General features: G+C 43.7%; 19 protein-coding genes and 1 pseudogene. 13 read left to right on the forward strand and 7 right to left on the reverse strand.

Features of this window, described 5'->3' with window-relative positions; all coding sequences use genetic code 11:
* Positions 1-258: 258 nt before the first annotated feature.
* The 11 genes and pseudogenes from gmk to BM739_RS20690 form a co-directional block, all read left to right on the forward strand.
* Positions 259-882, forward strand: coding sequence for a guanylate kinase (gene gmk / locus BM739_RS05130; RefSeq protein WP_076538074.1), 624 nt, complete (start codon positions 259-261; stop codon positions 880-882).
* A 60-nt stretch (positions 883-942) separates the two neighbouring features.
* Positions 943-1,221, forward strand: coding sequence for a DNA-directed RNA polymerase subunit omega (rpoZ, locus tag BM739_RS05135; RefSeq protein WP_076538077.1), 279 nt, complete (start codon positions 943-945; stop codon positions 1,219-1,221).
* Positions 1,222-1,234: 13 nt separating this feature from the next.
* Positions 1,235-3,349, forward strand: coding sequence for a bifunctional GTP diphosphokinase/guanosine-3',5'-bis pyrophosphate 3'-pyrophosphohydrolase (spoT, locus tag BM739_RS05140; RefSeq protein WP_076538080.1), 2,115 nt, complete (start codon positions 1,235-1,237; stop codon positions 3,347-3,349).
* Between the two features lie 137 nt (positions 3,350-3,486).
* Positions 3,487-3,870, forward strand: coding sequence for a RidA family protein (locus BM739_RS05145; protein ID WP_076538417.1), 384 nt, complete (start codon positions 3,487-3,489; stop codon positions 3,868-3,870).
* A 236-nt stretch (positions 3,871-4,106) separates the two neighbouring features.
* Positions 4,107-5,762 carry an AMP-binding protein gene (locus BM739_RS05150; protein WP_076538083.1) on the forward strand — a complete coding sequence of 552 codons (1,656 nt, stop codon included), beginning with the start codon at positions 4,107-4,109 and terminating at the stop codon, positions 5,760-5,762.
* Positions 5,763-5,976: 214 nt separating this feature from the next.
* The gene (locus BM739_RS05155) at positions 5,977-6,681 is read left to right on the forward strand and encodes a tetratricopeptide repeat protein (protein ID WP_076538086.1); all 705 of its coding nucleotides are present in this window, start codon (positions 5,977-5,979) and stop codon (positions 6,679-6,681) included.
* Between the two features lie 80 nt (positions 6,682-6,761).
* The gene (locus tag BM739_RS05160; protein ID WP_083698073.1) at positions 6,762-7,922 is read left to right on the forward strand and encodes a sensor histidine kinase; all 1,161 of its coding nucleotides are present in this window, start codon (positions 6,762-6,764) and stop codon (positions 7,920-7,922) included.
* Positions 7,922-8,551 (forward strand): DNA-binding response regulator, encoded by a 630-nt coding sequence (locus tag BM739_RS05165; protein ID WP_076538089.1) that lies wholly within the window; start codon positions 7,922-7,924, stop codon positions 8,549-8,551. The genes BM739_RS05160 and BM739_RS05165 overlap by 1 nt, the downstream gene beginning before the upstream one ends.
* A gap of 260 nt (positions 8,552-8,811) precedes the next feature.
* Positions 8,812-10,887 (forward strand): ATP-dependent DNA helicase RecG, encoded by a 2,076-nt coding sequence (gene recG, locus BM739_RS05170; protein ID WP_076538421.1) that lies wholly within the window; start codon positions 8,812-8,814, stop codon positions 10,885-10,887.
* Between the two features lie 152 nt (positions 10,888-11,039).
* Positions 11,040-11,903, forward strand: a complete 864-nt coding sequence (locus BM739_RS05175; protein ID WP_076538091.1) for a DUF3014 domain-containing protein — start codon at positions 11,040-11,042, stop codon at positions 11,901-11,903.
* A gap of 379 nt (positions 11,904-12,282) precedes the next feature.
* A pseudogene (locus BM739_RS20690) lies at positions 12,283-12,429 on the forward strand (beta-ketoacyl-ACP synthase); the annotation flags it as partial.
* Between the two features lie 6 nt (positions 12,430-12,435).
* Here BM739_RS20690 and BM739_RS05180 read toward each other — a convergent pair.
* The 5 genes from BM739_RS05180 to BM739_RS05200 form a co-directional block, all read right to left on the reverse strand.
* Positions 12,436-13,569: a 2OG-Fe(II) oxygenase gene (locus tag BM739_RS05180; RefSeq protein WP_076538093.1), complete on the reverse strand. Its 1,134-nt coding sequence runs from the start codon at positions 13,567-13,569 to the stop codon at positions 12,436-12,438.
* A gap of 268 nt (positions 13,570-13,837) precedes the next feature.
* Positions 13,838-14,293, reverse strand: a complete 456-nt coding sequence (locus tag BM739_RS05185; protein WP_076538095.1) for a thioesterase domain-containing protein — start codon at positions 14,291-14,293, stop codon at positions 13,838-13,840.
* A gap of 11 nt (positions 14,294-14,304) precedes the next feature.
* Positions 14,305-14,754: a D-aminoacyl-tRNA deacylase gene (gene dtd / locus BM739_RS05190; protein WP_076538097.1), complete on the reverse strand. Its 450-nt coding sequence runs from the start codon at positions 14,752-14,754 to the stop codon at positions 14,305-14,307.
* A gap of 69 nt (positions 14,755-14,823) precedes the next feature.
* Positions 14,824-15,393, reverse strand: a complete 570-nt coding sequence (locus BM739_RS05195; RefSeq protein WP_076538099.1) for a hypothetical protein — start codon at positions 15,391-15,393, stop codon at positions 14,824-14,826.
* A 105-nt stretch (positions 15,394-15,498) separates the two neighbouring features.
* Entirely contained in the window at positions 15,499-16,377 is an 879-nt protein-coding gene (locus BM739_RS05200; RefSeq protein ID WP_076538101.1) for a virulence factor BrkB family protein, read from the reverse strand.
* An 89-nt stretch (positions 16,378-16,466) separates the two neighbouring features.
* Between BM739_RS05200 and BM739_RS05205 the strand changes: the two genes are divergently transcribed.
* Both BM739_RS05205 and BM739_RS05210 read left to right on the forward strand, forming a co-directional pair.
* On the forward strand, positions 16,467-16,688 hold the full coding sequence (locus BM739_RS05205) for a hypothetical protein (RefSeq protein ID WP_076538103.1): 222 nt from the start codon (positions 16,467-16,469) through the stop codon (positions 16,686-16,688).
* A gap of 27 nt (positions 16,689-16,715) precedes the next feature.
* Positions 16,716-17,363 carry a DUF2959 domain-containing protein gene (locus BM739_RS05210; RefSeq protein WP_076538105.1) on the forward strand — a complete coding sequence of 216 codons (648 nt, stop codon included), beginning with the start codon at positions 16,716-16,718 and terminating at the stop codon, positions 17,361-17,363.
* 106 nt (positions 17,364-17,469) lie between these two features.
* Here the strand turns inward: BM739_RS05210 and BM739_RS05215 are convergent, their stop codons facing one another.
* Complete coding sequence (locus BM739_RS05215) at positions 17,470-18,669, reverse strand: dicarboxylate/amino acid:cation symporter (RefSeq protein ID WP_076538107.1); 1,200 nt, start codon at positions 18,667-18,669, stop codon at positions 17,470-17,472.
* A 193-nt stretch (positions 18,670-18,862) separates the two neighbouring features.
* Positions 18,863-21,163 carry a carbohydrate-binding family V/XII gene (locus BM739_RS05220; protein WP_175609488.1) on the reverse strand — a complete coding sequence of 767 codons (2,301 nt, stop codon included), beginning with the start codon at positions 21,161-21,163 and terminating at the stop codon, positions 18,863-18,865.
* Positions 21,164-21,176 lie beyond the last annotated feature (13 nt).

The following is a 21,176-nucleotide window of genomic DNA, read 5'->3' on the forward strand; positions in this document are numbered from 1 at the left end:
ATTGTAAAAACATCAATCACAAACCATTTAGCGCCATTAACATTGCCAGTTCATTTTTTATTAACGAATATGACAAAATGAAATAGCCTTAGGTCTTTAAGACTATGCATTAAACTAATCAATGTATTACTAAGGTTAGAAAAAAATCGCCGCTAATAACCACAGATTTATGCAGTTTTTTCCATCACAAATCTCGCAAATTGCCATGCTTTGAGTATAATACTCGCCCTGTAAAATAATCTGGTTGGAATTTGCACTATGAGCGCGAGAGGAAATCTATTTATTGTGTCTGCCCCAAGTGGCGCCGGTAAATCTTCGCTTATCTCTGCTTTATTAAAAGATAAGCCAAGCGACATGCAAGTGTCTGTATCACACACTACCCGTCAACCACGTCCTGGTGAAGTTAATGGTCAACATTATCACTTTGCCAGCGTTGAACAATTTAAAGCGCTCATCGCTGATGAAGCTTTTTTTGAATGGGCTGAAGTGTTTGGTAACTATTACGGCACATCCCGCAAGGTCATTGAGCAAACATTAGCCAACGGTATTGATGTCTTTTTAGATATTGATTGGCAAGGCGCAGAGCAAGTTAAAAAGCTGATGCCTGAAGCCGTTGGGGTATTTATTTTACCACCTTCAAAAGCTGAGCTTGAACGACGCCTAACTGGCCGAGGCCAAGACAGCCAAGACGTGATTGATGGACGTATGGCTGAGGCTGTATCTGAAATGTCACACTATAAAGACGCTGATTATATTATTGTAAATGATGACTTTGATACTGCACTAGACGATCTGCGCGCGATCATTCGCAGCCAAAGATCAACCTGTGCTAGTCAGATCCATACTCATAATGGTATGATTAACGATCTGTTGGCAGACTAATTGTCATTAAGTACAATTGAACGTCACTTTTTCCCATAGATAACACTGGAGTTTCACCACATGGCTCGCGTAACTGTAGAAGACGCCGTACAACAAATCGGCAACCGTTTTGACATGATCCTGGTTGCAGCGCGTCGTGCACGCCAAATCGCTGTGCAAGGTAAAGACCCAATGGTTGAAGAGATGAACGATAAGCCAACGGTTATCGCCCTGCGCGAAATCGAATTAGGCCTAGTCACCTCAAACACATTAGACGCTGATGAGCGTCAAACTGTACGTGAACGCGAAGCAGCTGAAATTGCCGCTGTTGCAGCAATTGCTGAAGGCCGTTCACTTTAAGGAGTAGCGCCACTTGTATCTGTTTGAAGGTCTAAAGGAGTCTGCGTCTGGTTATTTAGAACCAGCGCAAGTAGAGTTACTCAAGCAGGCGTACATTGTTGCGCGTGATGCCCATGAAGGGCAAATGCGCACAAGTGGCGAGCCCTATATTACCCACCCCGTTGCGGTAGCCCGCATCGTTGCAGACATGCGCCTCGATCACGAGACGTTAATGGCTGCACTGCTTCACGACACCATCGAAGATACCCCTGTCACCAAAGAAGAACTCACCGAGTTATTTGGCGTCACTGTGGCTGAACTGGTCGAAGGCGTGTCTAAACTTGAAAAAATCAAGTTCCGCGATAAAAAAGAAGCCCAAGCTGAAAACTTCCGCAAGATGATGATGGCAATGACGCAGGATATTCGCGTTATTTTGATCAAACTTGCTGACAGAACGCATAACATGCGAACCCTGGGGGCTTTACGTCCTGACAAACGTCGTCGTATCGCTCGCGAAACCTTAGAGATTTACGCACCGATCGCTAACCGTCTTGGTATTCACAATATCAAAAGCGAATTAGAAGATTTAGGTTTTCAAGCCTATTATCCGATGCGATATCGAGTGTTAAAAGAAGTCGTAAAAGCAGCCCGTGGTAATAGAAAAGAACTGATTAACAGTATTGAAACTGCCATTGTCTCTCGCCTTGAAGATGCAGGAATTAACTGCAAAGTCAAAGGCCGCGAGAAAAACCTTTACTCAATTTACCTTAAAATGAGTAATAAAGAGCTGCAGTTTCAAGAAGTCATGGACATTTATGCCTTCAGAGTCATGGTCGATTCCATTGACACCTGTTACCGTGTATTAGGTGCCATGCATGGTCTTTATAAGCCTCATCCCGGTCGCTTTAAAGATTATATTGCCATTCCTAAAGCCAATGGTTATCAATCATTGCACACCTCATTATTTGGCCCTCATGCGGTTCCTGTTGAAGTACAAATACGTACTGAAGAAATGGATCTGATGGCTGACAAAGGGGTTGCTGCTCATTGGATGTATAAGAGCGGCACCAGTAGTTCACAACAAAGTACCACCCAAGTTCGCGCCCATAAGTGGATGCAAAGCTTGCTGGAGCTACAACAAAGCGCCAGTAGCTCATTTGAATTTGTGGAAAATGTTAAAACTGAACTATTCCCTGAAGAAATATACGTATTCACCCCAGAAGGCCGTATTTTAGAGCTGCCGGTGAATGCAACAGCGGTCGACTTTGCTTACGAAGTCCATACTGATGTGGGTAACACCTGTGTCGGTGCCCGTGTTAACCGTCAAGCTTATCCATTAAGTCAGCCGTTAATATCAGGCCAAACCGTTGAAATTATTACAGCTAAAGGCGCAAGACCTAATGCTGCATGGCTTAACTTTGTCGTAACAGGTAAAGCCCGCGGTAAAATTCGTCAAGTCTTGAAAAGTTTAACCAGTGACGATGCTGTGGCGCTCGGCAAACGGCTACTGAACCACGCATTAGGTGAAAACAAGCTTGATGACATCACCTTAGAGCAGCTTAAAAAAGTTATTGCTGAAACTAAGCATGACAATCTTGAATCGTTATTGGCTGATATCGGCCTAGGTAATGCCATGAGCATTGTGGTTGCCCAGCGCTTAATGGGTCACAAGCTCACCACTAAGAATGAAGATAGCGAAACCGAAGAGCACTTGATGCCAATTCGCGGCGCTGAAGGCATGTTGGTGACCTTCGCAAATTGCTGTCGTCCAATTCCAGGTGATGCGGTCATCGCCCATGTAAGCCCGGGCAAAGGCCTTGTGGTACACATGGAAAATTGCTCAAATATCCGTGGTTATCAAGGCGAACCTGACAAATATATTCCAGTACATTGGGATAACGTTGAAGGTGAAAGCTATCAAGCCAATCTGCGCGTTGAAATTGTCAATCATCAAGGCGCACTGGCAAAAATCACCAGTATTATTGCTGCCGCCGGCTCGAATATTCATAACTTGAGCACTGAAGAACGTGATGGCAGAGTCTATCTCATTAACCTGCGGATCTCAGTCGACGACCGTGTTCATTTGGCCAATGTTATGCGCCGCATTCGGGTATTACCTGAAGTATTACGCACCTCGCGTAACCGCTAATAAATCAATCACGGCTTCTGCATGGCAGAAGTCTTGCGCACCTGCCACAAACGTTAGTAATATTGATCCCCTAAATCCCTAAGTTAGATAACAGCTTAGGGATGACATCATTCATTTACTTGATCGCAGAGGGCGTCATGGCAGAAAAAATCATCATCGCAACCGATAAAGCTCCAACAGCAATTGGCACGTATTCTCAAGCTGTAAAAGTAGGTAGCACTGTTTACCTTTCAGGCCAAATCCCACTCGTACCAAGCACTATGGAAATGGTTAGCGATGATTTCTCTGAGCAGGTTGTACAGGTTTTCGAAAACTTAACCGCAGTATGTGATGCCGCTGGCGGCACTATGGCTGATATCGTTAAACTGAATATCTTTTTAACCGACTTATCTCACTTCGCTACCGTTAATGAAATCATGGCGCGCTACTTTACTCAGCCTTATCCAGCACGTGCTGCAATTGGGGTAAAACAGCTGCCAAAAGGCTCATTAGTGGAAATGGATGGAATAATGGAGATCTAGCTCACAAACCGAGTTTTATCCTAAAGGGTGCCATTGGCACCCTTTTTTATTAGAGCTATTACTCAAGGGGTATTTAATTTTCAGTGAAACATGCTAGTTTATAAGTAGAAATTATCTCGTTTAGCTGTTCTCGCGTTTGCGAATAGGCTGATAAATAGCCATACTGAGATGATTGCATTAGCAAAGCAGCAATAAATGCATCCTACATTAAAAACAAAAAGAACATGGAATTGTCGATGGAAAATCTAATAAAAACGCCAGTAGAAATGTTATCTCATTGGGCTGAAACCCAAGGGGATGCAGTATATTTACGACAACCAATTAACGGCCAGTTTGTTGACTTCACATGGGGAGAAGTTCAGCAAAAGGTACAACAAATTGCAGGCGCATTACGCCACTTAGGTCTAGTACCGGGTGACAAAGTTGCTCTGCTTTCTAAAAACTGTGCCGAGTGGTTTATTACCGATCTTGCCCTTATGCACGGCGGCTACATCAGTGTGCCAATCTATCCCACTGCTAACGCTGAAATGATCCGCTATGTATTAGAACACAGTGGCGCTAAAGCTATCTTCACTGGCAAGCTCGACTTTTGGGCCGACCAAGAAGCCGGTGTCGGCGGAGAAATCCTCCGTTTAGCTTTACCTTATGACACCATGCCAGCGCAATATCATTGGGAAAAACTGCTTGAGTTAGGCCAACCATTAGTGGATGCGCCTACGCCTAGTAGCGATCAAATGATGACGCTCATATACACCTCGGGCTCTACCGGTAAACCTAAAGGCGCTATGCAGACCTTCGGCAGTTACGGCTGGACTTGTGAAGCGGTTGTGCGCGATTTAAAAACCAATACCACAGACAGATTATTATCCTACTTGCCTTTAGCGCACATTACTGAGCGGGTAGCGATTCAAGGATCGTCTTTTTACTCCGGCTCGTCGGTGGCGTTTGTAGAAAGTTTAGATTCTTTTGTGGCTGATGTGCAGCGATGCCGCCCGACGGTGTTTTTCTCGGTGCCGCGTTTATGGACCCTGTTCCAGCTCAATATTGTCAATAAAATTGGCCAAAGCAAGCTGGATTTATTGCTTAAAATCCCACTGGTTAGCGGCTTAGTTAAACGTAAAATCCAAAAAGGTTTAGGCTTAGAGCATTGCCGTTTATTAGGTTCAGGATCAGCCCCTATTCCGCCGTCTCAATTAGAGTGGTACAACAAAATCGGCATGAATATTTCAGAAGCTTGGGGCATGACTGAAAACTGTGCTTACTCAATTATTAACTTCCCATTTAATGCCTCAAAAATTGGTAGTGTGGGTCGCCCTGTCGAAGGCTGCCAAGTTCGCCGCACCGATGAAGGTGAGTTAATGGTTAAGAGCCCAGGTTTGATGACAGGTTATTACAAGCAAGAAGAAGCCACAGCTGCATGCTTTGATGCTGATGGATTTTTCCATACGGGTGATTTATGTGAAATCGATGAAGATGGCTACATTTCTATCACTGGCCGCGTTAAAGATAACTTTAAAACCTCTAAAGGTAAGTATGTGGCGCCGGTGCCAATTGAGCGTAAAATAGCCCAAGATCCACACATTGAGCTACTTTGTGTCATTGGCTCAGGCTTACCGCATCCGATCACCTTAGTGCAATTATCTGAAGGCTCAGCTTTACAAGCCCGTGAAGAAGTGCGCGCGTCACTGAAAGCGACCCTAGATGGAGTTAACCCGCACCTTGAGTCTCATGAAGTTGTGGATGCCATTGTCGTAGTGACAGAGCCCTGGACCATTGAAAATGATGCCCTAACCCCAACGCTTAAAATTAAACGTCATGTGTTAGAAAAGCAGTTCAGTGCCAAAGTTGATGGTATTCGCGGCGCTAAAGTGTGCTGGGAAGACGAGATTTAATCACCTAGGTTTATAACGACGCACATACAGTCGCAAATATACTTTCGTAAAAATACTTTCGTAAATAAAAAGCCGTCAGCATGCCACTGACGGTTTTTTATTTGATGACATTTGTCATATCAAACTGATGACCTTTGTGCCTGCCCTATTTAACTCCCTTCTTAGATACTAACTCCGTAGCAACACACCTTAAATGCAATAAACGGAGTTAATCATGACAGCACGAATCTTAAAATCGCTAATCTCAAAATCAACCGTTATGGCGGTAACACTGACTTTCGCCAGTAGTACTAGTCATGCCGATATCAGCGCGATCGATATGGCAGCCAACGCAATGAATCTACAACAGCTTAAAGCTATCAGCGAACAATCTGTGGATTATGAACACGCCTATGCGCTGTATCGCACTGCAATTACAGCGAATATTAGCAGTCAGCCTCGAGTGGTAAATGCAGCCCTTAATGATGCACAGTCGACACTTGAAACTGTATTAAGCCGTGAAGACGATGCTGAATCAATGGCGCTACTGGCTTCTGTTTACGGCATGCAAATCGCCAATGACCCAAGTAAAGGACAATCTCTTGGGATGAAAGCAAGTGATTTACTGGCTCAAGCTGAACAACTCAGCCCTGAAAACCCACGCATCGCTTTAGTCAGAGCCATGAGCGCCTTTTATACTCCCGCTCAATATGGCGGCGGTATGGATAAAGCCGAGCAGTATGCCACTGATGCCATCCGTTTTTATGAACGACCATGTGTTGATATCTGTTGGGGACAAACTGAAGCGTACACCTGGCGCGGACTCGCTAAGCAAGAATTAGGTCGTCAACAAGAAGCCATTGTTGATTGGCAACACGCTGTAGAAATTGCTCCTAATTACGCTTGGGCAAATTTTTTACTTAAACAACAAGCGCGATAATCCGATGCTGCTGAAGCTAGCGACTGCAGACATACACATTATGACTCGGTTGCAGTATGCTAACTTCGCAAGGAGGCTTCATGTCTAATATCAATACCACAAACTCGGTAAATACTAGCAACGCTGGCGTTCACCCAGAAACAGCCTATCGACAAAAAACGGCTTGGGTATATCTGCTCAATCTGATTTTTTACTTTATTCCACTTTGGTTTATGCGGGATGATTGGGCTCGGGTCGCTGTCAGCTTGTTACTGATACTCCCCTTCTTATATGGGTACTTTTGGGCTTACAAAAGCTCTGCCGTTCAAGGGAAATACCCTATTGCTTTAATGCTCGTCACCGCGAGCGTTGCCACCATATTTACCAGCGGCTCCATTTCATTTTTCAGTTTTGCCGGCTTTTTTATTGGTTTTTTCTATTCACTGCGCAGCGCCATTATTAGCTTGATTCTTATCAGTATTTGGCTGTGGCTACTTAATTACATGATTGGCTATGAAGCTTATTATTTCCCGCTATACGGTATGTTAATCACCTTTGTGGTGGGGCTATTGGGAGTGGTTGAGCATAACAATGAGCGTATAAGACGCCAACAAAGACAATCAAATGATGAAATCGCCAACTTAGCGACCGCATTGGAGCGTGAACGTATTGCGCGCGATTTACATGACATCATGGGGCACAATTTATCTTCCATTGCACTGAAAGCACAACTCGCCGAAAAACTGCTTGAAGCAGGCGAGCTTGCTGTAGCAAAACAGCATTTACAGGAACTTGCTGATATCGCCAGAAACAGCTTAACTGAAATTCGCCAAACGGTTTCTAATTACAAACATAAAGGCTTACAAGATACGGTTAATCAACTATGTGGTTTATTAAGACAAAAAGAAATTGAGGTACATCTCGAGGGTAAATTACCCCCATTAACCCCTTTGCAAGAATCTCAACTAGGGCTAATGTTGACAGAATTAGTTAATAATATGCTCAAACATAGCCAAGCCAGTCAATGTGTATGGTGCTTTAACACCTTGGATAAACACCTTGTTGTCAACCTAAGTGACAACGCTAACGCCAAAACCATTAAAGAAGGCAATGGCTTAAAAGGCATTAGAGAGCGAGTGAGCTTATTGGGCGGCGAGTTTAGTTATCATATTAACGATGGCTACCATTTTAGCATCAGTTTGCCCCTTGAAGCAGAGCAAGTCAGTGAACCTAACACTGACAACGACACGGAACAGCCTTAATGAAGATTTTATTAGCAGAAGATCAAGCCATGGTGCGCGGGGCGTTATCAGCCCTACTTACCCTTGCTAAAGATGAACTCGGTGAAGTCGATATCACAGAAGCAGAAGATGGTAACCAAGCCATGGCAATGCTTAAAGAGCAGCATTTTGATTTGCTGCTCAGTGATATCGAAATGCCCGGTCACAGCGGCGTTGAGCTGGCTCAGTGGCTCGCAGCATATCAAGCCGAGGCTGCAACAATGCAACCTAAAACTAAAATCATCATCTTAACCACCTTTGGTCGCGTAGGTTACATCAAAAGAGCGCTCAGTTGTGGCGTAGAGGGATTTTTGCTAAAAGATGCGCCATCAGAAAGTCTAGTCAACGCCATTAAACAGGTGATGGCAGGTAAAAAAATCATCGATCCAGAGCTGGCGATCAGCGCCATTGGCGATATCGACCCACTCAATGATAAAGAAAGAAAAGCGCTGCGATTAGCCAGTGCTGGCTTATCAACCAGTGATATCGCCGCCCAGCTATTTATCGCCGAAGGTACAGTGCGCAATTACCTTTCTGAAGCGATCAGCAAGCTCAATGCCACCAATCGCATAGATGCGGCGCGAATAGCTAAACAAAAAGGCTGGTTATAGAGGCAGTTAAGCCTGATATTTGGATTAATATTGCCTTGTATTAAAACTCTGCTAAGATAAGCCATAACATCTGTATATATTTACAGTACTATCATTGCTAACAAGCATCAGGGCTATAAAGTTGACTGTATAACTCTTTGGATAACTGTCAAAGTTAACCCCAAAGTGAATGACTCGCTTTACTGAGCGATCTATACAATATCAACAAAGTCGAAGTGATGAAGTCTGTGGTCAACTCAATAGATAAAGGCATACTAGATTTGCAACCATTGGATCAGGTACCGATTACCGACTTAAAAGGCGTCGCTAAAAAAGCCGCTGAAAAGCTGGCAAAGCTTGGCATTAAGACAGTGCAAGATGTACTGTTTCATTTGCCGCTGCGCTATGAAGACCGCACCCAAATCTATCCCATTAATGCTCTATATCCCGCCATGTACGCCACAGTTGAGGCTGAAATCATCTCAACCCAAATTATGCCGGGTCGCAGACGTATGCTGACCTGCAACATTGCCGACGAAAGCGGTTACCTCACACTGCGGTTTTTTAACTTTTCACTCGCCCAGCGAAATGGCATGCAAAACGGCGCGATAATTCGGGCTTATGGCGAAATCAAGCGCGGTAATCGCCATTTTGAGATTATTCACCCAGAATACAAAATCATTAAAGCGGGCGAAAACCCAGCCCTGAGTGATTCATTAACCCCCATTTATCCTTCTACTGAAGGGTTAAAGCAAGCCAGCTGGATTAAGCTCACCGAGCAGGCGCTTACTATGCTTAATCAAGGTGGCTTAACAGAGTTACTCCCTCCGGCGCTGCAGCCCAACAATATGAGCATTGGTCAGGCATTAACCTTAATCCATCGACCGCCCAATAACATCGTCCAATCAGATTTAGAGCAAGGCATGCACCCCGCTCAGCAGCGCTTAGTGCAAGAAGAGTTACTGGCCCATAACTTAAGTATGCTGCAATTACGTCAGCGCAATAATCTTGATAAAGCGGTGACTTTACCCACCACCGGCCAACTGTTAAATCCCTTCTTAAAAGCCCTACCGTTTAAGCCGACAGGGGCGCAGCAACGAGTGGTAGCTGATATCGGTATTGATATTGAAAAGCCCACACCTATGATGCGCTTAGTGCAAGGGGATGTTGGCTCAGGTAAAACCTTAGTGGCCGCCTTAGCAGCCCTGCAAGCCATTGAAAATGGTTATCAGGTGGCGATGATGGCACCGACGGAATTATTAGCAGAGCAACACGCGGTCAACTTTGCCGCCTGGTTTGAACCATTAGGACTAAAAGTGGGCTGGTTAGCCGGCAAGTTAAAAGGCAAAGCCAGAACACAATCATTGGCTGATATCGCCGATGGCAGCGCCAACATGGTAATTGGCACCCATGCTATTTTCCAAGAACAGGTCAGTTTTAATAAGTTAGCGCTGATCATTATCGATGAGCAACACCGATTTGGGGTCCATCAACGCTTAGGTTTACGTGAAAAGGGCATCAGCCAAGGCTTTCATCCGCATCAACTGATAATGACAGCCACGCCAATTCCACGCACGTTAGCCATGACCGCTTATGCTGATTTAGAAACCTCCATTATTGATGAGTTACCGCCAGGCAGAACCCCTGTCACCACGGTTGCTATTAGCGATAATCGCCGTGAGCAAATCATCGAGCGAGTAAAACAAGCCGCCCTGAATGATAATCGGCAAATTTATTGGGTTTGTACTCTCATTGAAGAGTCTGAAGTACTTGAATGCCAAGCCGCTGAAGATACAGCAACTGAATTAAGCCAATTACTGCCCGAATTAAAGGTAGGCTTAGTGCACGGACGTATGAAAAGTGCAGAAAAACAGCAAATAATGGCCCAATTTAAAGCGGGTGAGCTACATTTATTAGTGGCAACCACGGTTATTGAGGTGGGGGTTGATGTGCCAAATGCCAGTTTAATGATCATTGAAAACCCAGAGCGATTGGGCTTAGCCCAGTTGCATCAGCTGCGTGGCCGAGTGGGTCGTGGCTCAGTTGCCAGCCACTGCGTGTTATTGTACAAAGCACCGTTATCGCAAACTGCCACCAAACGTTTAGGGGTACTAAGGGCCAGTAACGATGGCTTTGTTATTGCCCAAAAAGACCTAGAAATAAGAGGCCCAGGTGAAGTACTCGGTACCCGCCAAACCGGCTTGGCAGAAATGAAAATCGCTGATTTAGTCAGGGATCAATACCTGATTGAAAACACGCAAAAATTAGCGGCCCATGTTATGCAACAAGTGCCACAAAATGTAGACAGCATAGTTCAACGTTGGTTAGGGGATCGCCAGCAATATGTGCAAGCATAAATTATTGTTAACCTTGCCATAATATGACTAGACAAGTGTTGAGATTATTGCAGAATGCAAATAAGGTTTAGGCTTAACCGTGCTTGAACAGTATGTGTAATAAATTCAATGGTATTGGTTCCCCTTTCGACGTTTAAAGCTAAGGAATAGACATGCAAGTCAATCAAAATGATAGAGCCACTCCGCACTCAAGTCGCGCCAGTGGTAGTAACGCGGGTGTTATTGGTATCACCATTGCGGTTTTACTGGCTGGGGCAGGCTATTTCTACTTCTCGGCCGATAAAGCGCCCGAAGTCGAAATGCCAATACCTGTGCAACTACCAGAGCCTGTACCTGAACAACCTATTGAGCAAGAACCTATTGAAGAAGTGATAGTGGAAGTTATCGAGCCCACTATCATTGAAACTCCAGAGCCTGAAGTGGTAGTAGAGCCCTTACCTGCACTGACTGAAAGTGACGACTTTGTCGCTCAGAAAACCGTTGATATGGCTGATGGGATGAAAATCGAGCCACTACTTGTTAAAAAAGACATTGCCCGCCAGTTTGTGGTGTTTGTCGATAATATGGCCCAAGGTGAAGTGATCCGCAAAGCCAGCCCATTGAAAGGCCCAAAAGATAAATTCACCGTAAGTGAAATCACCAATAAAACCTATTTAAACCCTGACAGTTACCATCGTTATGACCTTTACGCCAACATGATGTCAGATATGAATGACGAGCAGTTGATCAACACCTATAAAGAACTCATGCCAATATTTGATGAAGCCTTTGCAGAGCTAGGTTATAGCGACATGTCATTTGACGACCGTATGCAGCAAGCTTTTGAGATGATTTTATCAGCGCCGATTATTGAAGACCCGATTGAATTAAGCTCTATCAGCGTTAACTATCAATTTGTCGATCCAAAGCTTGAAGCATTACCCAATGTACAAAAGTTTATGGTGCGCATGGGCCCAGACAATAGCCGCAAAATTAAAACCGCGATCAGAAAACTGCAACAACAAATGGCTAACTGAATTCAGACTGAGTAATAACCAGATCCAGTTTTTGATAGCTGATTATTGAACAGGCCATTTTTCTGCTTTGTTGATGCTCGTGTTACCCGAAGAGCTTTAAACATTTTAATAGCGACATTTATGTCGCTATTTTTTATTTTTGCGGACTTAAATACTTCATTTTTTTCATATAATCACGGTACAATCAGGCCGAATTTAATAATAATCTAAAAAAAATTTATTCACTCAGCTAGGGATGGCTGCAGCATATCAGAGGCAATGCAGTGCAATTAGTATTTGATATTCTTTCATGGGGCGCTTGGTCGCAAGACTTTCAAGATAAAGAAAGTTGGAGCGGCGGGGATAAGTGCGCCTCTGAATCGCTCTCTCTCAAAGGCAGCAATCAATCCAGCCAATATAACAAACGGCACCATTAGATTATATTAAAGGTGATATTCGCCATATCGACACACATTACGTTATGAGTAATAACTTTGCCTTTGGCGGTATCAACACCTCATTAATTTTTAAGCAGTGGGATAATTAAATTGCTCTATAAAAAACTTATAGCGTTCAGCACGTTTTTATAAGTTGTCGGCTTTTCTCTAATCCACTTTGAGAAAAGCCACTTCTCTCCCTCTATCACTGGCATTCCTTGGTGTAAAGATAAGGGTAAAGGTGCAAAATTATTATCCGTGTTATTAAAAATAAGCAGCTGCTTACATTTGGGCTTGATTGATTTAGATAATCTAGGGAAACAGGTCTCCCCCCCACTTTTAACGTCATTTAAATATATTAATACCGTCTTGAACCTCTGGCCACCATCTCTTAAAGCAACAGCAGAACCAGAATCTTTAGGGTGAAAAAAGTCATAGTGCGCTTTATATTCTTCTGTTGGTGAATAGTGCAAAACATTGCTTAATTCGCCGTTTTCAATAGCGAGATTAAAATAAGCTGCTATTTTCATTTCAATGTTCAACAATACCCAATCATTTATTGAAGGTATCAATTGTGCAACAGATCCAGTACGAGCCTTACTAATCTCATTTTTACCCGTTACACCATCGACAACCGTAGAGCGTTTAATATTTTTCTCTGCATGCCATCTAAGCCAATGACACTCAAAGTCATTGATGAAATTATCCACTGTATACAAGTTAATTTCTTGGGCAATTAATTGATAAGATAAGCTAGATAAATCAGGCATTTTTATATCATCAAAGTCTTTCGTTGTTATCGCTTTATCCACTGCCCCAAAATCTAACACACTAGAAATAGCTGATACTGACTCAAGATGCTGAAAATGATAAATAATGCTTTGAGCTTTAGCCAAGTTACCCTGCTGATAATATAAATTTACCGCAGCTACAACGGCATTTGCATCACCCTTCAAATATGCAGCATATAAATAAGGCTGGAAAGCCACATCAACTTGAGGGTGAAAATAAAGCAAAAATGCCGCTTTATAATGTGCCCCTGGGATATCTTTTTCGGCTAGTTCAAATACGTAATCTAATCCAAGAGAAGGCTTTCTAGCAATCAGTATATCAACGTTCATAAGTAAAGCTTCTGGGACTTGTTGCAATAGCAAAGGTTCTAACACTTTTTCAGCTTCAAGATATTGTTGTCGATGTAAAAGTGCACTCGCTTGTTCTAAATGAACTAAATATTTTGCAGTTAAGGGCATATTATTTTAATTGATTTTTTTATATGTATTTTTAATCATACTATACAATTTTAACCATATGCACTTGGATATATTGATTGAAATTTCTCAGCCAAAAGCGAGCTTATGGGACTCTGGTGCAATATGATTCAAAGCAACTGTAACTCGTAGCACAAATAGTTATGGATTATTTAAAGGTATACTGAATAGTAAGCCTAGATATCAACAAACTTGTAGCAGTAACGCTCCCTGTTCTACCATGGTTTGAGAATAGGAGCTTAAATCAAGTTCACTTAGCGATGCTAAAGTACAGTCCAGTAAAGCTGGCACAAAGGGTATCTTTACAATGCAGTTGTACCTCAAGTTTTACTTTTACCTTACCGCCATCAGCAAGGCTTGCTAACGAAACATCTGGCCAAATAACACTGGCGATAGGCGCCTCGGTAATGGGCGCGCGATAGCGGATTTGTGCATCCGCTAATACGATATCACCACTAAAACCTTGCAACTTTTGCTGTAACCACACCATTCCCCAGCCCGTTAGGGTCGCCAAGGTATAAATACTGCCAGCAAACATGGTGTGATGAAGGTTAATATTGGGTTTAATCGGCGCGGTAACTGTGAGTATTTGTTGCTGAAAACTTAGCTCTTTAAAACTCAGCGGCTGCACCTGCATAAACTCACTTACAGGAATGGTTTGATACCAAGTGTTTTGCAGTTCAATAAGTTGCTCTTCAGCCGCCATAATGTGCTCCTTTAAACCTGTAAATTAAAGGTCACAGGGCCATCATTGACTAACTCTACCTTCATGTTTGCACCGAAAGAGCCTGTAGCAGTTGTCACGCCTAGCTCACGGCAATAGGCCACAAAAGCTTCATATAGCTCATTGGCTTGATCTGGAGTCGCAGCGCTAGAAAAACTTGGCCGTAGCCCTCGGCCAGTATCAGCGGCTAAGGTAAACTGTGACACTACCAGTAACTCACCACCAGCTTGTTGCAGATTTAAATTCATCTTGCCGTTTTCATCACTAAACACACGATAGCCGATGACTTTTTTGGCCAGCTTTTGCATTTTCTCAATGTCATCGTCACGTTCCACCCCAAGCAGTACTAATAAACCTGTATTGATACTCCCGGTGACTTCTTGACCCTGCTCAGAGTCGATGGTGACACTGGCACGTGTCACCCTTTGGATTAAGCCAATCAATGTTACTTCCTAATACTTACGTGAAAATTTATGCGCTTACTTGCGGATTTACCGACACCAACAATAACCTTAACCGGCGATATCTTGTTTCATCACTGGGATCGGTTTAATTAAATGTTCAGATCCTTTGGGTAAGGATTTACCCACTTGATTAAGGCCTTCGTCAGTCCACAACATAAAGCGGCGTAATTCTTCCAGTTCAATGGAATCAACAAATGTCGCAGCGCCCTGTACTTGGATCACCGCGCCATTGTCGCGAATGACGAACTTAGCAAAATTAAGCTTTTGGTTTAGTGAGCCAATTAACAACAATAGCTCTTTACTGCCATGTAATTGCGGATGCACCGCAAACAAACGATTGGTAAGAATACGATCGACCCCTTGCTTGCTCATGCTAGGTTGTAACACAAACTGAGTGTCACCAAATTGCACCGCCACACTATTTGGGCTGAGCTTAGTGGCTAAGTAACTGGCGTTTAGCAGTGCTTTATATAATTCGTCAGCGGCTTGCTCATCGGTCATATTAGCCATGTTAATAACCTTAGGAGCAGCAGAAACAACGGCTGCTTCAGTGGCATTTTCGGTAGCTGCACAGGCAGATAACCCTATTACGCATGCTGCAAGTATCAATTTTTTCATTTTCGTTCCTTGTTAAGTTATCTTTGCTCGCGGTAAAGCATGGCAAGATAACACTCATGGCAGGCTCAAGTACTAAGCCCAGTCGGTGTCTTTATCATGCTTGGGTTACTTTTCATTATCTTCTGAAGCAGAAAAAATCCCGGTATCGAGGTACTCAGGCATCGCGGCCGTTATTTCAGCGCCTAATAAAACAATTATCCACGACACATAAATCCACACAAACAAAATCGGGATGGTGGCTAGCGCGCCATAGATGGCCTCGTAACTGGGAAACTGAGTCACATAAAAGGCAAAGCCTTTTTTACCCGCTTCAAATAGCATAGCCGCTACCACAGCGCCTAATAAGGCATGTAAAAAGTGGACTTTTTTATTGGGCACCACCATATACAGCAGTAAAATTGAGGCCACTGAAAACAACATCGGCAACCGCTCAACCAGCCAAGTCATTAAGCCTGATATTTCACTATTATCAAATACCGTTAATGACACCACATAAGAGGTTGCCACTAAGCTGGCACCAATCAATACTGGCCCTAATGTAAGTACCATCCAATACATAGAAAAAGACACCATATAAGAGCGGCTTTCAGTGGTTCGCCAAATATTATTCAGCGCTTTATCGATGGCAGAAATCAGCATCAAGGCCACCACCACTAACGCAATCACCCCGACAAAGGTGCCCTTTGAGGCATTTTCAACAAATTCATTGATATAAACCTGCACGGTATCGCCAGCTGCAGGCAAAAAGTTGTCGTAAATAAAACTCTCAATTTTACCGCGAATACCTTTAAATACTGGAAACGCCGACAGCATCGACATGGTCACCGCCACCATTGGCACTAGTGATAATAGTGTCACATAGGCTAAGTGACCGGCTTTGACATTGATTTGATCTTCTACCAAGCGCTGCTTAAGGTGAAGTATAAATTGCCAAATGCTAATAAAAACTCGTTGGATATAGGCTACATCTATCTTATTTGTCACAATATTCTCTTGATTATTTTATTTTCAATTCTGCGTTTTAGTTCGTACAATGTTATAACACGATAGTTACACTCCAAGGGAGCGATTTAATGTCTCAACAAGGTTCTGCAGGTAATGTGATTGCCGCCATCGCCAGTTTCTTTTTCCCAGGTTTAGGTCAACTGGTTCAAGGTCGTATTATAGCTGCAATTCTATTTTTCTGTCTTACAGCAGTATGTTACTTCTTCTGGGTATTAATTATCCCAGCCATTATTGGTGCCATACTTCACCTTTGGAGCATTATTGATGCTGCCACATTTACCGCCGACTAATTCGATAATACGATAAGAGAGTAAACAATGAAGAAATGGATATCCTTGGCATTACTGAGTAGCAGCTTACTGCTTAGCGGTTGTCAAAGCGCTTATTATGGCGCCATGGAAAAGGTCGGCTACCACAAGCGTGACATCATGGTTGATCGCGTGCAGGAAGCAAAAGAGTCCCAAGAAGAAGCCCAAGAGCAATTTAGTTCTGCGTTAGAAGAAATGCAGGCGTTACTTGCCTTTGATGGTGGCGATCTTGAAGATGCTTATAACAAAGCTAAAGATGAATATGATTCAGCGCAGTCAGCCGCAGATGAAGTGGGCGATCGCATCGATAAAGTTGAAGATGTAGCTGAAGCTTTATTTGAAGAGTGGCAAACTGAAATTCAAGAGATCAGCAAAGCGAGTCTACGCCGTAATAGCACCTCTAAATTGAATGAAACCCAGCGCTCTTACGATTCATTGGTCAAAGGCATGCGCCGCGCCGAAGCTAAAATGCCTCCTATTCTGACGGCAATGAAAGACAATATGTTGTATTTAAAACATAACCTTAATGCGCAGGCCATCGGCGCGATTAAAGGTGAGTTTGAAAGCCTGCAATCAGATATTACTAGCTTGATCAGCGAAATGAACAAATCCATTGCGGAATCAAATAAATTTATTGAAGCCATGGAAAAGGGTTAAAGTGTTAATTTAATAAAGAGACCTTTACATCCTCATGAGCTAAAGGTCTCTTTATTATCTAATCACTAAAATCTATTTACTTAGCTCTACAGTTGAGCTTTGATGCTTAATTTCTATAATGCTTACCATTAATCCGCTCAATAATTTGAGTGGCAGTTAAATCATGTACCACATTGATCACGGTCGATGCGGCATCTGTAATAGCCCCTAACACCACTAAAATTGGGATCACTTCTACAGGTAAGCCTAAGGTGGTCACAATAAAGATTTCCCCTAAAAATGCCCCGCCCGGCACACCGCCAATCACAAATGCTGACAGCACCGAAATCAAAATGGTCAACATAAACACGTCAGCGCTAAAGTCGAGCCCAAGTAATGAATAGATAAACACGATTTTGAGCGCGGTTATCATCGCTGCGCCGCCTTTATTTAAATTCACTAATAGCGGCAAGCTGATCTCTGCTATTTGCTCATTTAAACCCATTTTACTTGCTGTGCGGATATTAACTGGCAAGGTGGCCAAAGAAGAACTAGTACCGAGTGCGGTTACAGCAGGTGCTAACATATGCTGCCAAAAAGTTTTTACTCCTTTGGCTCCGCCTCCAATCCAAGCATATAGCGTTGAACCTAAGGTTAAATATAAAAAGGTTGCCACTAAAAATACTGCAATAGCTCGGGCAAATGTGCCCATTAACTCGGCATCTTGGCTGGCCATCGTCGCGGCAAAATAAGCCCCTAAGCCAATTGGCGCTATGTACATTAAAATAGCAATGATTTTCATGATCACGATATTCACACTATCCAGCAAAGCCGAGACTTTAAGGCCGTCTTCACCTGATTGGCCAATCGCTATTCCGCTGATCACCGACATGATGATTAGCGCTAAAATATTAGATTTTGACAGTAAACCCACAAAGTCATTAGTGGTTAATAAGCTCACAAAATCCATACTGCCTGTGGTTTCAACGGTATTAGCTAAATCAAGAGTGACTCCTTGGGCAGGGTCAAATGCCAGTGCTAATAAGATAATGCCCACAGCGGGGAGCGTCGCCATGATAATGGACACGCCCATAATAGTGGCAAGTATGGAGCCAAGCTTTTTTAAATCGGTCATTTTTGCAATGGATGACATCACGCTGACGGCCACCAAAGGCACAATAATCATAAACAACAAGTTAAGAAATATTTGCCCTATGGGTTTAAGTTTAATGGCAAGCTCAGGGGCAACTAAGCCCAACATGCCGCCTAGCATTAGGGCTGCGAGTAAAATAATCGATGAGCGATACGCGCTAAGGGCATTCCACATGGTTAGGTTCCAATAATTAACATCTAGTGAGCATATGCTGATTTTTAATCATAGCCGAGAAGCTATTACAGTGAGAGCAGGGTTTACTGCAGCGCATTGATGACGAGTAACTTATCTGCTGTAAACTTGACTCTGAACTGATGTGCCCAAGCAAAGCCCGCGACTGCGGGCTTTGGCTCAATTGCGATAGCGGTTATCTTGCTCTGCTTCGCCCTTCTCTGGCCATTCCAGACTGACGCGCTTGTCGAGAACGATTCAGACTTTGATGATCTATGCTACTCGAGCGCGTGCGATTAATTGAGTGACTCATATTACTCGACTGATTACGGCTCGGTTGGCTGTGGCTAGTTTGATTTCGACTCGGTTGAATCGAGGTTGATGGCCGCGTACTTGTGACAGGACGAGTATTATTGGCGGGATGGGTATTACTCGCCGGACGAGTAGCGCTAGATGGCCGTGTCGAAGGAAAACTACTATTATTGCCCTTTGACGGTTTATTTACATTGCTAGGTTTAGACCCTTGAGCTTTTGATGGCACATTATTCCACTTGCCATCGCTACGATTTTCCCACTTGCCTTTATTATCACGGGCAACATTACCGTGCTTATCGGCAAACACATCATTAGTGCGCTTTTTATTTACCTTCGCTTTATTAAAATGCTTATTGGCGACACTTGGGCTGGCTAAGCGTTTACGATTCGCCTCGCGATGGTAAAGGTTATTGGGTCTAGCACGATTATTAGCTAATTTGTTCGAACGCATATGATTATGCATTTTAGTGCGATTACCGACACTGATACTGTTACCAATATTGATACGACCGGTATTGATCACCACAGGGCGTCTATAGCCACCGCCATAATAGCCACCACAGCATGGGCGACGATAACCATAACCGCCTCCCCACACCACACCAGCATTGAAAAAGCCGTTACTCCAGCTCACCCCAACATTCCAACCTGTCCACGGATTATAACCAACATGTAATCCCCACGTAGGTGGACGTGGATAATAATAACGGCCTCGATACGGTGGGTAGTACCAACCCGTGCCGTAAATTGGCACCCCATAATAAGGGTATGACCACATATAACCCGGCGTATAACCTACGTAAACCACTTCAGGGGTTGAATCATAAACCTGCACGTAAGTGGTGTTATAAACCGGCGAACTTGCGGGTATCTTGGCAATTTCTTCATCGGGAATATTATCAGCAACAATCCACGGGCCTTTGGCGGTATTCGAAGTAAACCACACTCCATTATCGACTGCGTAATAGGCTTTATTAATCAGTAGTACTTGCGTGGCAGTATTGACGGCATAGGAAACTGAGGTCCCTGTTACTGCTTCAAATTTAGGCTCACCATCATATTCAACCTCCAGTGTGGCTTCATCACGCTTAATCGCCGCTGTTTGGGGGATTTGCGCATCTAGCACTGCTTGATTAGCTTCATCAGTGCCTGCAACTGAGACCCTTAAGCCACCAATGTCAGATTCGGGAGGGATATCGTTAAAACTTTCAGGCAATTTGTCTGCCCTAACAAACTGCCAAGGTCCGGCCTGCTTTTTAGATTTAAACCAACGCCCTGATAAGAGTACATACATATCGCCAGAGGAGGTCTCTCTTACCCATGGGGTTTCGGTATTGGTGACATAAAGTAACTTACCATCAATCAGACTTTGCCAATTGGGTGAGCCATCAGTGGCCACTAATTCAGTCGGTTCATTAGTGGTAATGATCTGCGGCGCATTGGCGGTGCTTTTAGCCGCTTCATCGTCAGTGTTAACCATTTGCGCCAAATCTTCTGGCGGATATAAGGTCACTTGCCACGGCCCCATAGGATCATCTGCCACATACCAAAAGGTACCACTGCTTAAATACAGCTTGTTCGTTTGCGTATTACGGGCAACGGCAAAAGGGGTATTTAACACTCGCTCATAGGGACTATTTTCAATATCACTAAATTGTGGCTCACCATCATAGGACAGCAACACGCTCAAGTTATTACTGAAGACTATGTCTGGCGCATCGTTGTTAATATTATCTAAGCTGCGTTTTACCTGCTCAGCATTTTCGAGGCTGGCTGATAAACGCTCCATGGAAATTTCGAAGCTAGTAGTGGCTAACGTTTCTGAGACAGTATCGGTGAACGTTTGCTGGTCTTCGGCAGTGGATGATGGCCAGCGCACTTCGGTCACTTCAATATTACGCACCAATGCGACATCGTCATCGGTATCAACTCTGGCACTAAACCAAAAGGCACCAAAAACGGGATCATCTTGATCTTCCACCTCAAATGACATCGCAGCGCGGCTCATCAGGATATTGCCATCTAACGATTCTGGCTGCGGCTGATAAACCACTAAGGTGCCCAGCTTAGTGTCAACATCTTGCGGCCATTCAATTGCTACTGCCGAAAAGGGTAATAGCAACAATGCCATCCATACAGTGAACACTTGCAGCCAGCGACGTTTGATATTGGTTATCATCATGAGTCCTTATTTT

The sequence above is a fragment of the Shewanella sp. UCD-KL21 genome (genome assembly GCF_001957135.1).
In the GTDB taxonomy this organism is placed as follows: Bacteria; Pseudomonadota; Gammaproteobacteria; order Enterobacterales; family Shewanellaceae; genus Shewanella.

Coding starts and splice junctions, on each gene's coding strand:
- gmk (WP_076538074.1), top strand. CDS start 259: ATGAGCGCGAGAGGAAATCTATTTATTGTGTCTGCCCCAAGTGGCGCC.
- rpoZ (WP_076538077.1), top strand. CDS start 943: ATGGCTCGCGTAACTGTAGAAGACGCCGTACAACAAATCGGCAACCGT.
- BM739_RS05145 (WP_076538417.1), top strand. CDS start 3,487: ATGGCAGAAAAAATCATCATCGCAACCGATAAAGCTCCAACAGCAATT.
- BM739_RS05150 (WP_076538083.1), top strand. CDS start 4,107: ATGGAAAATCTAATAAAAACGCCAGTAGAAATGTTATCTCATTGGGCT.
- BM739_RS05155 (WP_076538086.1), top strand. CDS start 5,977: ATGACAGCACGAATCTTAAAATCGCTAATCTCAAAATCAACCGTTATG.
- BM739_RS05160 (WP_083698073.1), top strand. CDS start 6,762: ATGTCTAATATCAATACCACAAACTCGGTAAATACTAGCAACGCTGGC.
- BM739_RS05165 (WP_076538089.1), top strand. CDS start 7,922: ATGAAGATTTTATTAGCAGAAGATCAAGCCATGGTGCGCGGGGCGTTA.
- BM739_RS05175 (WP_076538091.1), top strand. CDS start 11,040: ATGCAAGTCAATCAAAATGATAGAGCCACTCCGCACTCAAGTCGCGCC.
- BM739_RS05180 (WP_076538093.1), bottom strand. CDS start 13,569: ATGCCCTTAACTGCAAAATATTTAGTTCATTTAGAACAAGCGAGTGCA.
- BM739_RS05185 (WP_076538095.1), bottom strand. CDS start 14,293: ATGGCGGCTGAAGAGCAACTTATTGAACTGCAAAACACTTGGTATCAA.
- BM739_RS05195 (WP_076538099.1), bottom strand. CDS start 15,393: ATGAAAAAATTGATACTTGCAGCATGCGTAATAGGGTTATCTGCCTGT.
- BM739_RS05205 (WP_076538103.1), top strand. CDS start 16,467: ATGTCTCAACAAGGTTCTGCAGGTAATGTGATTGCCGCCATCGCCAGT.
- BM739_RS05210 (WP_076538105.1), top strand. CDS start 16,716: ATGAAGAAATGGATATCCTTGGCATTACTGAGTAGCAGCTTACTGCTT.
- BM739_RS05215 (WP_076538107.1), bottom strand. CDS start 18,669: ATGTGGAATGCCCTTAGCGCGTATCGCTCATCGATTATTTTACTCGCA.
- BM739_RS05220 (WP_175609488.1), bottom strand. CDS start 21,163: ATGATGATAACCAATATCAAACGTCGCTGGCTGCAAGTGTTCACTGTA.